The 13,154-nt window shown below is 52.1% G+C and carries 13 protein-coding genes; all 13 read left to right on the top strand.

Annotation, left to right across the window (positions count from 1 at the left end; genetic code table 11):
* The coding region (locus Q7V48_06725; protein MDO9210428.1) for a TetR/AcrR family transcriptional regulator at positions 1-585 on the top strand (585 nt) is incomplete at its 5' end.
* Complete coding sequence (locus Q7V48_06720) at positions 552-2,408, top strand: histone-lysine N-methyltransferase (protein ID MDO9210427.1); 1,857 nt, start codon at positions 552-554, stop codon at positions 2,406-2,408. The genes Q7V48_06725 and Q7V48_06720, both read left to right, overlap by 34 nt.
* Positions 2,409-2,571: 163 nt before the next feature.
* Positions 2,572-4,248 (top strand): methylmalonyl-CoA mutase family protein, encoded by a 1,677-nt coding sequence (locus Q7V48_06715; GenBank protein ID MDO9210426.1) that lies wholly within the window; start codon positions 2,572-2,574, stop codon positions 4,246-4,248.
* Between the two features lie 338 nt (positions 4,249-4,586).
* On the top strand, positions 4,587-4,985 hold the full coding sequence (locus Q7V48_06710) for a cobalamin B12-binding domain-containing protein (protein ID MDO9210425.1): 399 nt from the start codon (positions 4,587-4,589) through the stop codon (positions 4,983-4,985).
* Between the two features lie 126 nt (positions 4,986-5,111).
* Positions 5,112-5,513, top strand: a complete 402-nt coding sequence (gene mce / locus Q7V48_06705; protein MDO9210424.1) for a methylmalonyl-CoA epimerase — start codon at positions 5,112-5,114, stop codon at positions 5,511-5,513.
* Positions 5,514-5,598: 85 nt separating this feature from the next.
* On the top strand, positions 5,599-6,933 hold the full coding sequence (locus tag Q7V48_06700) for an NADP-dependent malic enzyme (protein ID MDO9210423.1): 1,335 nt from the start codon (positions 5,599-5,601) through the stop codon (positions 6,931-6,933).
* Positions 6,934-7,022: 89 nt separating this feature from the next.
* The gene (locus Q7V48_06695; protein MDO9210422.1) at positions 7,023-7,862 is read left to right on the top strand and encodes a fumarate hydratase; all 840 of its coding nucleotides are present in this window, start codon (positions 7,023-7,025) and stop codon (positions 7,860-7,862) included.
* Positions 7,863-7,878: 16 nt separating this feature from the next.
* The gene (locus tag Q7V48_06690; protein ID MDO9210421.1) at positions 7,879-8,433 is read left to right on the top strand and encodes a Fe-S-containing hydro-lyase; all 555 of its coding nucleotides are present in this window, start codon (positions 7,879-7,881) and stop codon (positions 8,431-8,433) included.
* 194 nt (positions 8,434-8,627) lie between these two features.
* Entirely contained in the window at positions 8,628-8,945 is a 318-nt protein-coding gene (sdhC, locus tag Q7V48_06685) for a succinate dehydrogenase, cytochrome b556 subunit (protein ID MDO9210420.1), read from the top strand.
* A 13-nt stretch (positions 8,946-8,958) separates the two neighbouring features.
* Positions 8,959-9,288, top strand: coding sequence for a hypothetical protein (locus tag Q7V48_06680; GenBank protein ID MDO9210419.1), 330 nt, complete (start codon positions 8,959-8,961; stop codon positions 9,286-9,288).
* Between the two features lie 206 nt (positions 9,289-9,494).
* Positions 9,495-11,222, top strand: coding sequence for a succinate dehydrogenase flavoprotein subunit (gene sdhA, locus Q7V48_06675; protein MDO9210418.1), 1,728 nt, complete (start codon positions 9,495-9,497; stop codon positions 11,220-11,222).
* A gap of 11 nt (positions 11,223-11,233) precedes the next feature.
* On the top strand, positions 11,234-11,932 hold the full coding sequence (locus Q7V48_06670; GenBank protein MDO9210417.1) for a succinate dehydrogenase iron-sulfur subunit: 699 nt from the start codon (positions 11,234-11,236) through the stop codon (positions 11,930-11,932).
* Between the two features lie 164 nt (positions 11,933-12,096).
* On the top strand, positions 12,097-13,154 hold a 1,058-nt coding region (gene sucC / locus Q7V48_06665), incomplete at its 3' end, for an ADP-forming succinate--CoA ligase subunit beta (GenBank protein MDO9210416.1).

The raw sequence follows: 13,154 nt of genomic DNA, 5'->3' as shown, positions 1-13,154 counted from the left end.
AAGAAAAAAGGGTATCACAAGGCCACGGTGCGGGAGATCGCCCGGGAAGCCAAAATCGGTCTGGGGAGTATTTACGACTACGTCAACTCCAAAGATGACATTCTCTACCTTTTTTTCGAAAATTACGTTACTACCTTTTTCGAAAAGGTAAGGTCGCGCGCTTCCCAGATCTCCGACCCCCTCCTGCGGCTGGAAATCACCTACCGGGCCTTTCTGGAAGCAGCCATGGAGCTGGAAGACCAGGTGATGCTTTCTTATACCCAGGCCCGGTATGTGAAGAAGAATTACCTTAAAATCATCCTGCGGAAAGAATCTGAGATTGTCGAACACTTCCGCAAGATTCTAAACGAATTAGGGGAAGGTCCTTTTGCTTCTTTTTTGGAAGCGAATTTCTTAGTCTTCAGTGGCGTCTTCGGGGTTTTACGCCGCTGGATTTTGAAACCGGTCTACAGTCAGAATGAAATCATTGAATTTTTGGTACAAACCCAGATTCGCGAAGTCATCCAGAGAATATCCAAAGAAGAAAAAATATCCTCCGAGGGAGCAAGGCTATGGCCAAGTGGGATAACGAGCGCAGAGTTCTGAGTCACGAACACACCAGGTTTTGGCAGTATACCTTGCAGGACATACCCGAGCCTAACCTGCAGCGTGATGTTTTCCCTTATGATGAGGTCTGCCGGATTGACTTCGACCATAAGATCATTCCCATTTCCCCGGCCAAGGAACTCCTGATTACCGACACTACTTTCCGGGATGGGCAACAAGCTCGCCCTCCCTTCACGGTGAAGCAAATCGTCGACCTTTTCGACCTTCTCCACAAGTTAAGCGGACCCAGCGGTGTTGTCCGCCAGGCTGAATTTTTCCTGTACAGCGAGCGTGATAAGGAAGCCGTGAGGAAATGCCTGGAGAAAGGGTATCGATATCCCGAGGTGACCGGATGGGTGCGGGCCAACAAGAAAGACTTAAAATTAGTCAAGGAAATGGAGTTGAAAGAGACCGGGATTCTCACCTCCGTCTCCGATTATCATATCTTCTTAAAGCTGGGAAAAAAGCGAAAGCAGGTCTTCGAGGAATATCTGGATGTAGTCCGGGCAGCTCTGGAGGCTGGAATTATTCCCCGCTGCCATTTCGAAGACGTAACCCGGGCCGACATCTACGGGTTCTGCGTACCCTTTGCCCAGGCCTTGATGAAGCTCCGGGAAGAGAGCGGGATACCCGTAAAGATTCGCCTCTGCGATACCTTGGGGTACGGTGTGACCTATCCCGGGGCTGCCTTGCCCAGGGCAATAGATAAGCTGGTGCGGGCCATGATCGACGACGCCGGCGTTCCGGGCGAGCTTTTGGAATGGCACGGGCATAATGATTTTCACAAGGTTTTGATCAATGCCACCACAGCCTGGCTTTACGGCTGCGCCGCGGCTAATGGGGCCATCCTCGGTTTCGGGGAGCGGACCGGGAATACCCCCCTGGAAGGGTTGATCATCGAATACATCGGCCTTAGGGGGAATACAAACGGGATTGACACCACGGTGATAACCGAGATTGCCCAGTATGCCGAGAGGGAAATCGGGGTCAACCTTCCTTTAAACTATCCGCTGGTGGGGATGGATTTCAACGCTACCGGCGCGGGCATCCACATCGATGGCATGATCAAGAGCGAAGAAATTTACAACATCTTCGACACGGAAAAGATTCTCAAGCGGCCACTTTCCATCATCATTACGGATAAATCTGGTTTGGCCGGCATAGCCCACTGGGTGAACATCCATTTAGCTCTCACGGGCGACAAACGGGTGGACAAACGCCATCCCGGCGTGGCCAAAATTTACAAGTGGGTCATGGAACAATACAACGAGGGCAGAGTAACCAGCATTTCCCATGGAGAGATGGAACGGCAAGCCCGCAAGCATCTGCCCGAGTACTTCGTCTCCGACTTCGACCGGATCAAGTCCCGGGCCCATGAGATGGCCGCTCATTTGATCGAGGAAATCATTGAAGCCAAAGAGATGAAGACCATGAATCCCAAGCTGGTCGAACCCATGCTGAAAAAGCTTGTTTCCGATCATCCCTTTATCCAATTTGCTTACGTTACCGACCTGGAAGGACGGAAGATCACCAAAAACATAACTCAGGTAGTGGACAAGGCCAAGTATGAAATGGTAGGTTTACATGAGGACTATTCTGATCGCTCCTGGTTCATTGAGCCGTTGAAGGATGGCCGGGTCCATGTCAGTGAACTTTATACTTCCAAGATCACCGGCCGGCTGTGCCTGACTGTTTCCGGGCCCATACGGGATAAAGAAGATCAAATCGTTGGGGTTTGTGGTCTGGACATCAAGTTCGAGGACTTGGCCAAGACAGAGGGGGAAGAGGAGATAAAAACACCCGCCATAAGCCAAAAGTCATAAAAAAAGGGTGTAGGGGGTCGAGTGTAGGGCGTAAGGAAAACAATTAGAAATGGCAAATGCGTATTGGCGTTAACGCGTCAACGCATCCAGATATTATCACTTGCTTCTTACCTTACGCCTTACGCTATGAGCCTTAAGTCTTTCCTTAAAAGGAGTTGAGATAATGTTTGACCCGAAGAAGGTTGAGGATATAAGGAATAAAGTCAAAAAGTGGAATGACCGAGTGGAAAAGTCCTTGGACAAGAACCCCGAAAGGAAGAAAGATTTCCAAACCACTTCGGGGATTCCCGTAAAAAGAGTTTTTTCTCCAGAGGATGTCGCCGAACTGGATTACCAACAGGATCTTAACCTCCCGGGAGAATACCCTTATACCCGCGGCGTCCAACCTACAATGTACCGGAGCCGGTTCTGGACGATGCGCCAATATGCTGGATTTGGCACAGCCGAGGATACGAACCAGCGTTACCGCTACCTTTTGGACCATGGTCAGACGGGGCTTTCCGTAGCCTTCGATTTACCCACCCAGATCGGCTATGATTCCGATCATCCTCTTGCCCAGGGGGAGGTGGGCAAAGTGGGGGTAGCCATCGATTCGGTGCAAGACGTGGAAGTTCTTTTCCGTCAGATCCCCCTGGATAAAGTATCCACTTCCATGACCATCAACTCTCCGGCGGCCATCCTTCTGGCCATGTACATCGTGGTGGCTGAAAAACAGGGGATCACACCGGAAAAACTCAACGGAACCATTCAGAACGATATTCTCAAAGAATATTCTTCCCGGGGAACGTATATCTTTCCCCCACAACCATCGATGCGCATCATCACCAACACTTTCGGGTATTGTGCCAAGGAAGTTCCGAACTGGAACACCATCAGCATCAGCGGGTACCATATGCGGGAGGCAGGTTGTACGGTCGTGCAGGAGGTGGCTTTTACTTTGGCCAATGGCATTGCCTATGTGGAGGCAGCCATCCGGGCCGGATTGGATGTGGATGTATTCGGGCCGAGGATCTCTTTCTTTTTCAACGCCCACCTGGATTTTCTGGAAGAAGTGGCCAAGTATCGGGCGGCTCGCCGGCTCTGGGCCAAAATCATGAAAGAACGCTTTCAGGCGAAAAACCCGCGCTCCTGGATGCTGCGCTTCCACACCCAGACGGCCGGGTGTACCTTGACCGCTCAGCAGCCTCACAACAATATCATTCGAGTCGCCTGGCAGGCGCTGGCCGCAGTTCTGGGAGGAACTCAATCTTTACACACCAACTCAATGGATGAAGCCTTAGCTCTGCCTTCCGAGCAGTCCGTGCAAATTGCCTTGCGCACCCAACAACTGATTGCTTACGAGTCAGGGGCTGCCGACACGGCCGATCCCCTCGGCGGTTCCTTCTATGTCGAAAAACTGACCAACGAGATCGAAAAAAAGGCTGGCGAATACATTGCCAAAATTGACCAGATGGGCGGATCCGTAGCCGCCGTGGAAAAAGGGTACATTCAGCAGGAGATCCAGGAAAGCGCCTACCGGTATCAAAAAGAAATCGAGGCCGGGGACCGGGTGATCGTGGGGGTGAATAAATTTCAATCTAAAGAACCGCCGCCCAAAGGTTTGTTGAAAATAGACCCCAAAGTCCGGGAAATGCAGGTACAACGACTTACCCAGCTTCGAACCTCGCGGGATCCCCAACCGGTGAAAGCTTCCCTGGATGAATTGAAGAATGTTGCGCGGGGAGACGGGAATTTGATGTTCCCGATTTTAAACTGTGTTCGGGCTTATTGCACCCTGGGAGAAATTTGTGATGTTCTGCGGGAAGTCTTCGGGGAGTATGAACCGGTGGTGAAGGTTTAACGAACGAAAATTTTGGGACGCAGATAAACGCAGATTTACCGGATTTTATATCCGAAGAACTAAAGGGAAAAACAAAAAGCTAAATATGATGGCTTCGTAAAAAGTCAGGAAAGAGTCGTTGCTTCGTCGTCCCGCGAAGGCATCCCGCCTAGCGGGATCACAATGACAAGAACGAGACTTTTTACGAAACCATCAAATATAAATCGAAAAATTTTTAAAATTTTGTAATTGGCATTTTTCAATTTACAGAAATTTCTGCGTTTATCTGCGAAAATCTGCGTCCAAAATTGGGTTTAATGAATAGTCGGGTGAGTTGGATAGCGGAATGGAGGTGATGGATGGCGGAGAGGAAGTTGAGGGTTTTGGTGGCCAAACCGGGTCTGGATGGGCATGACCGCGGGGCCAAAGTGATTGCCCGGGCACTCCGGGATGCAGGAATGGAAGTGATTTATACAGGTTTGCGGCAGACACCAGAGCGGATTGTTGCCGCCGTCGTGCAGGAAGACGTGGATGCGCTCCTGATGAGCATTTTATCCGGGGCCCATGATTATCTGTTCCCCCGGGTAATGGAGCTGTTACGAGAAAAAGGGATACAAGATCTATTGGTTTTGGGAGGCGGGGTAATTCCGGAGGAGGATGTGCCGGGCTTAAAGGTCTTAGGAATTAGCGAGATTTTCGGCCCGGGAACCCCAACGGATGTGATCGTGAAGTTTGTCCAGGAGAATGTGAAGAGATAAGGCGATAGACAATGGGCCAAAGGTGAAAGAAAAAAGAGGAACGGCTCAAGGAATAAGGCACAAGGCGTAAGGCAGAAGAAGAAAGGCGTTAGGTACCTTGAGCCTTAGTTAGGGAGGAGGAAAGGGATGAAAATATTGAAGATCGATCATATTGGAATTGCCGCCAAGTCCATTGATCAGGTAGCCCCTTTCTGGAGCTCAATTCTGGGATTGCCGATAGCCGGAAGGGAAACGGTGGAAGAACAAAAAGCTACCACCGCTTTTTTGCCGGTGGGGGAGAGTGAATTGGAGATTCTTGAATCCACAAGCCCCGAGGGTGCGATTGCCAAGTTTATCGAGAGCCGCGGCGAAGGCATTCAGCATATTGCCTTGCGAGTGGATAATATCGAAGAAGCCTTGAAAGAACTGAAAGAAAAGGGAGTAAGATTGATTGACGAAAAACCCCGGCGAGGAGCGGGGGGAGCCAAGATCGCCTTCATCCATCCGAAATCAACCAACGGCGTACTTTTGGAGTTGAGTGAGCGGTAAAGAGAAAGTGGAAATGCAAAATGCAAAACGCAAAACGAACAACTATAACCATCAACTTGCAGTAAAAAAAAGAAGGAGGAAAAAGATGCTGACCAAAGAACAACTGTTGGAAAAATCCAAGAAACCCTCGGCCGACGCATTGAAGATGCATCCCTTTTATAAGGGAAAACTCGCGTCAGCCTTGAAATGTGCGGTGCGCACCTTCGACGATTTTGCCATCTGGTACACCCCGGGTGTGGCAGCAGCCTGCCGGGACATCGAGGCTCATCCGGAGAAGGTCTTCGAGCATACCAATAAAGCCAACATGGTGGCGGTAGTTTCCGATGGAACGCGGGTTTTGGGATTAGGGGATATCGGTCCGGAAGCGGCCATTCCCGTCATGGAGGGGAAGGCCATCCTGTTCAAATACCTCGGCGGAGTCGATGCCTGGCCCATCTGCCTGGATACCAAAGACCCCGATGAGATCATTAAAACCGTAAAGTTGATCTCTCCTTGCTTTGGGGGAATTAACCTGGAGGATTTTTCCCAGCCCAAGTGCTTCTACATCCTGGACACTTTGCGCAAGGAATCTAAGATTCCGGTCTGGCACGATGACCAGCAGGGAACGGCCGCTGTAACCTTGGCCGGATTGATCAACGCCTTGAAGATCGTTGGCAAGAAAATAGATAAAGCGCACATTACCCAGATTGGTTCGGGAGCAGCGAACATCGCCACCGCCCGAATCCTGGTGGCAGCCGGAGTGGACCCGGCTAAAATGATCATGGTCGACTCCAAAGGAACGCTGCACAAGGGCCGGACGGAACTGCAGAAGGATTTCAAGGAAAAGTGGCACTTCTGCCAGATCACCAATGCTGAGCAGAGGAAGGGAGGAATTGCGGAAGCCATGGAAGGGGCAGATGCTGTCATCGCCCTGGCCAAGCCCGGCCCGGATGTAATCAAGAAGGAGTGGATCAAAAAGATGGCCAAAGATTCCATTGTCTTTGCTTGCGCCAACCCCATCCCCGAGATCTACCCGTGGGAAGCCAAGGAAGCAGGGGCTAAAGTGGTTGCCACTGGCCGTTCTGATTTCCCCAACCAGGTGAACAATTCCCTGTGCTTCCCGGCCATTTTCCGGGGCACCCTGGACGTCATGGCTACGACCATCACTGATGAGATGTGCATCGAGTCAGCCCGGGAACTCGCCCGGTGCGCCGAAGACAAAGGTCTCAAGGAAGATTATTTGCTCCCCACCATGGATGAGTGGGAAGTCTTCCCCCGACAGGCCGTGGCCGTGGCGCTCAAGGCCATCGAGCAGAAAGTGGCCCGGATCAAATTGAGCAAAGAGCAGCTCTACCAGAAGGCCTCGGACACGATCCGCCGGGCCCGAATGGAGACCCAGGTCCTGATGGAGAAGGGGATCATTCCCGCGTATAAAGAATAAAGAAAAACAACGGCCGGGGACTCGACCCGAGGGATTTTGATCGGGTCGAGTCCCCGGAGCCTTCCTGTCGATTTTTGAAGGAGGATCTGATGAGAGAGATCAATGCCAAGCAGATTACCGAAGTGGTGAGGAAACTCTGCATAGATTCCAACCTCTACCTGGGAGAAGATGTTCTGAAGGCGCTGGACGAGGGGGAAAAGAAAGAAGAGTCCCCCGTGGGGAAAGAGGTCTTCCAGCAGCTCAAGGAAAATGCGCGCATCGCCCGCGAAGAACAGGTGCCCATCTGTCAGGATACCGGCCTGGCCGTCCTCTTCGTAGAACTCGGCCAGGAGGTCCACATCGTCGGGGGCGACTTCAATGCGGCAATAAATGAAGGAGTGAGACAGGGGTATAAAGACGGGTATCTTCGAAAATCCTCCTGTCATCCCTTCGCCCGGACCAACACCAAGGATAACACTCCGGCCATCATCCACCTGGAAATGGTTCCCGGGGAAAAGATCAAGATCACCGTGGCTCCCAAAGGGGGAGGGAGCGAGAACATGTCCATGGTGAACATGCTCAGCCCCTCGGATGGAATCGAGGGGGTCAAGAACCGGGTGGTCGAGTGGGTCAAACAGGCCGGCTCCAACCCTTGCCCTCCAATCGTCGTGGGAGTGGGCGTGGGGGGAACCTTTGAAGAATGCGCCCTCACCGCTAAAAAAGCCCTTCTCCGGCCTCTGGGGCAGAAGAACCCGGACCCGCAGTTAGCGGCGATGGAAGAAGAGCTTCTGACCCGGGTCAATAACCTGGGTATCGGGCCCCAGGGCCTGGGCGGAAGGATTACCGCCCTGGCGGTACACGTGGAGATGATCCCCTGCCACATCGCCAGCTTCCCCATGGCCGTAAACATTAACTGCCACGCCCACCGGCATAAAGAAGCCGTAATTTGAGGGAGGAGGTGAAAGAATGAGCCAACCGATTCGACTGAAAACTCCCCTGGCCGACGCGGATGTAGAAAAATTGCAAGCCGGAGATAAGGTCCTGCTCACTGGGGTGATCTATACGGGAAGAGACGCCGCCCACAAACGGTTGTTCGATCTCCTGAAGGAAGGGAAACCCCTTCCCGTCGACCTGAAAGGGCAGATCATCTATTACGTAGGGCCAGCACCCGCGAAGCCCGGACAGGCCATTGGTTCGGCCGGCCCGACGACCAGCGGGCGTATGGATGCCTATTCGCCCAAGCTGATGGAAATCGGTCTGAAAGGGATGATCGGAAAAGGCATGCGCAAAAAAGAGGTCGTGGAAGCCATGAAAAAATACAAAGCGGTCTATTTTGCGGCTACCGGGGGCGCGGGAGCGCTTTTAGCCAAGGCTATCAAAAAAGCCCAAGTGGTGGCTTACGAAGACCTCGGCCCGGAGGCCATTAACCGGCTGGAAGTCGTGGATTTTCCGGTGATCGTAGTCAATGATACCCAAGGAAACGACCTGTACCAGCAGGGCATGCAGCAATACGCCCGTTGAAAACCATTTGGGACGCAAATAAACGCAGATCCGCAGGATTGAAATCGAAGGCAGAATAAAGAATTAAAAAAGTTGGTACATTTTTTGTTCTGAATTTTGTTTTCTGGCTTTGAAATTTTCTATGAGGAAATCTTTTTCTGCGGGCATCTGCGATAATCTGCGTCCTAATCAATTTTTTTAAAAGGAGAAAAGCGATGCGTTATCGTTGGCAAACAGGAGCTACAGCCTGGCTTATCCACCGCATCACCGGTGCAGCTGTGGGCATTTACCTCCTGCTCCACATTCTGGGCCAATTCGGCATGAAGTATGGCGGATTAGAAGGATTGAGAGACTTTCTAAACGCCAAACCGGTGGTAATCATCCTTCTGGCATTTTTGATCTACCATGCGCTCAATGGAGTGCGGGAACTGATCGTGGATTTCGGCAACGGAGCCCTCTACCACAAGAAGCTTTTCTGGGTGATGATGGTGATCGGGGTGGTGGTCTACGTGGCCACCCTAACGGCTCTATAAGAGGAGGCAAAAAATGGCCTATCAAACATCGAATGGTAATGGTTCTTTCCACTGGCTTTTCCAGAGAATTTCCGGAATTCTCATCGCCATCATTCTAGTTATCCATTTGGGGGCGGTCCATTTTGGCGCTTCTCTGGTGGACCTGGGGAGCCCTTCCTGGAAGGTTTTCCATTTCGCTTTTGTTGTTCTTCTCCTCTACCACATCCTGATGGGTTTTTGGCTGATGGTAGAGGATTACGTTCGAACGCATTGGATCCGGATTTCCCTGTACGGATTAGCCTGGGTGGTCGGCCTGGTTTTCTTTATCCTGGGATTTGTTACCTTAGTGCCTTTTGGGACTTAAGGCAAATAATTTGCCACAGAGAACACAGAGGACTCAGAGAAAAAATTTAAAAATAAACACCAATTCCTGAACCAATAAATATGCAAAAACCCAAGCGGATTTTGACAAAAGAAGTTTGGGATTTGGCAATTTAGATTTTGGATTTAATATTTTTAACTTCTTTGTGTTCTCTGTGGCGAAAATGCGTTGAGAAATTGGAGGATTGAATGGTCCATGAACATGATGTAGTGATCGTTGGCGCGGGCATTGCCGGCCTCTACGCCGCTTTAGAAGCCAGCCGCTCTGTAGATACGGCGGTTCTATCCAAGGTTTTTCCAACCCGCTCTCATTCTATCTCTGCTCAGGGGGGAACGGCAGCTCCTCTGGGAAACATGGAAGAAGATAGTTGGGAATGGCACCTTTATGACACGGTGAGGGGGGGGGACTATCTCGGCGATCAGGATGCCCAGGAAATTTTAGTCCGGGAAGCCGTAGAAGTGGCTTATGAGCTGGAACATATGGGCTGTCCTTTTAGTCGAACCGGCGAAGGAAAGATTGCCCAACGGGAATTCGGTGGGCATTACAGCAATCTCGGCAAAGGGCCTGTCCGCAGAGCTTGCTATGCAGCGGACCGCACCGGCCATGCCATGCTCCATACCCTCTATGAACAATGCGTGAAGAAGGATGTGCGTTTCTATACGGAGTACTTTGTCCTCGCCCTCCTGATGGAAAATAATGTATGCTCCGGTGTGGTGGCCTGGGATATGCGGAAGGGGGGGTTGCACATCTTTCACGCCAAGGCTGTAATGTTTGCCACTGGGGGGTATGCCCGGGCCTGGAAAGTGAACACCAACGCTCTCTCCAATACCGGAGACGGGATGTCTATCGTCTTGCAGGCGGGCCTTCCGCTGGAGGATATGGAGTTTGTCCAGTTCCACCCCACCGGGCTTTATCCTTCCGGAGTTCTGGTCACGGAGGGAGCTCGGGGAGAAGGGGGATACCTGGTCAATCATGAAGGCAAGCGCTTCCTGGAGAAATATGCCCCAGCGAAAATGGAGCTTTCTCCCCGGGATGTAGTCTCCCGGTCGATTCAGACGGAGATCAATGAAGGGCGGGGAATCGGGGGAAAAGGGTACGTCCACCTGGACCTGCGGCACCTGGGACGGCAGGCCATCATGGAGAAACTTCCCCAGATTCATGAGCTCATTCTGAAATTCTCCGGCATTGACGCCGTAACCGATTTTGTCCCCATCCTTCCCACTTCCCATTACGCCATGGGTGGGATCCCGACAGACGTGAATGGGCGCGTGGTGATGGACGCCAAGAATACGCCGGTAACTGGTTTCTACGCGGCCGGGGAAGGTGCTTGTGTTTCGGTCCACGGGGCAAATCGCCTGGGCTGTAACTCCACCATGGACTGTGCGGTTTATGGAAGAAGGACTGGCCGGGCCATGGCTAGGTTCATCGGCGAGGGGGCGGAGAAAAACACTCTTCCTAAGGACGCCCTGGAAAGAGGAAGGACCAAAGTGGAAGGCTTGCTGGCAGCGAAGGGGAAAGAAAGCCCGGCAGCCATCCGGGACGAACTGCAGCAGACCATGATGGTCAATTGCGGGGTTTTCCGCGAGGAGAAACTTTTGAAGAAGCAGCTGGAGATCATTAAATCCCTGCAGGGACGATATAAAGAAGTCGAGGTGGGTTACAAAGGGCAAAGGTTCAATACCGAGCTTCTCGATGTTATCGAACTCGGCAACATGCTCGACTTCGTCGAAACTATTGTTGTCGGTGGACTGGCCCGGACCGAGAGTCGGGGAGCCCATTATCGGACGGACTTCCCCAAACGGGATGATGGCAGCTGGATGAAGCATACCCTCGCCTGGAAGACAGACTCCGGAATAAAGCTGGATTATAAACCGGTGGTGGTGACTCGCTTCCAGCCGCAGGAAAGAAAATTCTAAGGAGCGAAAAAATGATGCAGACCTTTAAAATTTTCCGGTACAACCCTGATGAGGACAAAAATCCTTATTATAAAACCTACCAGGTTGACGTGCAGGAAGGGATGACCGTCCTGGATGTTTTGAACGAGATCAAATGGAAGCTGGACGGCAGCCTAACCTTTCGCCGCTCCTGTCGGCACGGGATCTGCGGCTCCTGCGCCATGACGATCAACGGGTTAAACCGCCTGGCCTGTGAGACGCAGGTAAAAGCTCTCGGGGGGGGGACCGTAGAAGTGGAGCCCCTGAGGCACTATCCGGTGATTAAAGACCTGGCCGTGGATATGGAGGATTTCTACAAGAAATATGAAGCGGTCAAGCCCTATTTTATCGCCGGTACGTCCCCCACGGATAAAGAACGCTACCAGAGCATCGAAGATCGGAAGAAGATTGATGGCTCTTACGAGTGCATTCTCTGTGGAGCCTGCACCTCGTCGTGCCCCTCCTACTGGGCAAATCCGAACTTTTTGGGGCCGGCCGCCCTGCTGGCAGCCTACCGGTTTGTTTTTGATTCCCGGGATGAAGGGATGGGGGAGCGCTTGCCGATTCTGAACAGCCGCCATGGGCTCTGGCGCTGCCATACCATATTCAATTGTACCATCTGTCCCAAGTCCCTGAACCCCACATGGGCCATCGGCGAGCTGAAGAAAAAAGTCATCAGCGAAAAATATTAACTGGATTGTATGGGAATTTCCTTATTGGACACAGATTCACCCTGTTAGATGTTTACTATCTAACAGGGTAAACACAGATTTTCAGGATAAATATAAAAGAAAATATTTATCAGGGTTTATCTGCGAAAATCTGTGTCCTAATAAATTTATATTGCGGGAAGGTCATGAACATTCACGAGTACCAGGCCAAAGAGATTCTCGCTCGCCACGGGATCAAGATTCCGAATGGCCAAGTGGCCTTTGACCTCCGAGACGCCGAGGCGGCAGCCCAGGGGATTGGCCCTGGGCCCTTTGTGGTGAAGGCTCAGGTCCATGCTGGCGGGAGGGGGAAAGTGGGAGGAATCCGGAAAGCCAAGAATCCTACGGAAGTCCGGGAGATTGCCCGAACCATGTTTGGAATGAGACTGGTAACTCCCCAGACCGGGCCACAGGGAAAACCAGTTAGCCGGGTTCTGGTAGAAGAGTTTCTTCCCATCATGCAGGAGCTTTATCTGGGAGTGACCATCGACCGCAAGCAGGGGAAAGTAGTGGTGATGGGATGTTCCGAAGGCGGGATAGAGATTGAAGAGGTCCGAGCCAGGTCTCCGGAAAAGATCCAGAAGGTGGCGGTGGATTCGGGGTGCGGGTTTACCTATTTCCAGGGCCGAAAGCTGACCATCGACATGGGGTTGCAGGGAGGCATGATCGGGAAGGGTGCGGCCGTCGCCTTCGCCCTGTGTCGGACATTCCTGGATTGCGATTGTTCCCTAACTGAGATCAACCCCCTGGTTCTGACTGCGCGGGGGGATCTGGTTGCTCTGGATGCCAAGATAAACATCGATGACGATGCCCTCTACCGCCATCCTGAGCTCCTGGCCCTGCGGGATATTGAACAGGAAGATCCCCGGGATGTGGAGGCGTCCCGCTTGAATTTGAATTTTATCAACCTCTCCGGAAATATCGGTTGCATTGTTAACGGGGCCGGGCTGGGGATGGCTACGCTGGACCTTCTGAAATATTATGGAGGTGCCCCGGCTAACTTTCTGGATGCCGGGGCCGGAGCGACCAAGGACGTAATCCGGAACGCCTTCGGCCTCCTTCGTTCGGACCCCAAGGTCAAAGGAATTTTTATCAACATGTTCGGGGGCATTACGCGCTGCGACAGCTATGCCCAGGGAATCGTAGATGCGCTCCGGGAGAGGCCTTTGACCATCCCCCTGGTGGTCCGGATGGAAGGAACCAA

The organism is Deltaproteobacteria bacterium (genome assembly GCA_030654105.1).
Classification (GTDB): domain Bacteria; phylum Desulfobacterota; class SM23-61; order SM23-61; family SM23-61; genus JAHJQK01.
The sequence above is the reverse complement of the archived record's forward strand: the minus strand, read 5'-3'. Positions and strand labels throughout refer to the sequence as shown.

What these genes read in the sequence shown, in the direction of transcription:
- Q7V48_06720 (MDO9210427.1), top strand. Translation starts at nt 552, where the DNA reads ATGGCCAAGTGGGATAACGAGCGCAGAGTTCTGAGTCACGAACACACC.
- Q7V48_06715 (MDO9210426.1), top strand. Translation starts at nt 2,572, where the DNA reads ATGTTTGACCCGAAGAAGGTTGAGGATATAAGGAATAAAGTCAAAAAG.
- Q7V48_06710 (MDO9210425.1), top strand. Translation starts at nt 4,587, where the DNA reads ATGGCGGAGAGGAAGTTGAGGGTTTTGGTGGCCAAACCGGGTCTGGAT.
- mce (MDO9210424.1), top strand. Translation starts at nt 5,112, where the DNA reads ATGAAAATATTGAAGATCGATCATATTGGAATTGCCGCCAAGTCCATT.
- Q7V48_06700 (MDO9210423.1), top strand. Translation starts at nt 5,599, where the DNA reads ATGCTGACCAAAGAACAACTGTTGGAAAAATCCAAGAAACCCTCGGCC.
- Q7V48_06695 (MDO9210422.1), top strand. Translation starts at nt 7,023, where the DNA reads ATGAGAGAGATCAATGCCAAGCAGATTACCGAAGTGGTGAGGAAACTC.
- Q7V48_06690 (MDO9210421.1), top strand. Translation starts at nt 7,879, where the DNA reads ATGAGCCAACCGATTCGACTGAAAACTCCCCTGGCCGACGCGGATGTA.
- sdhC (MDO9210420.1), top strand. Translation starts at nt 8,628, where the DNA reads ATGCGTTATCGTTGGCAAACAGGAGCTACAGCCTGGCTTATCCACCGC.
- Q7V48_06680 (MDO9210419.1), top strand. Translation starts at nt 8,959, where the DNA reads ATGGCCTATCAAACATCGAATGGTAATGGTTCTTTCCACTGGCTTTTC.
- sdhA (MDO9210418.1), top strand. Translation starts at nt 9,495, where the DNA reads ATGGTCCATGAACATGATGTAGTGATCGTTGGCGCGGGCATTGCCGGC.
- Q7V48_06670 (MDO9210417.1), top strand. Translation starts at nt 11,234, where the DNA reads ATGATGCAGACCTTTAAAATTTTCCGGTACAACCCTGATGAGGACAAA.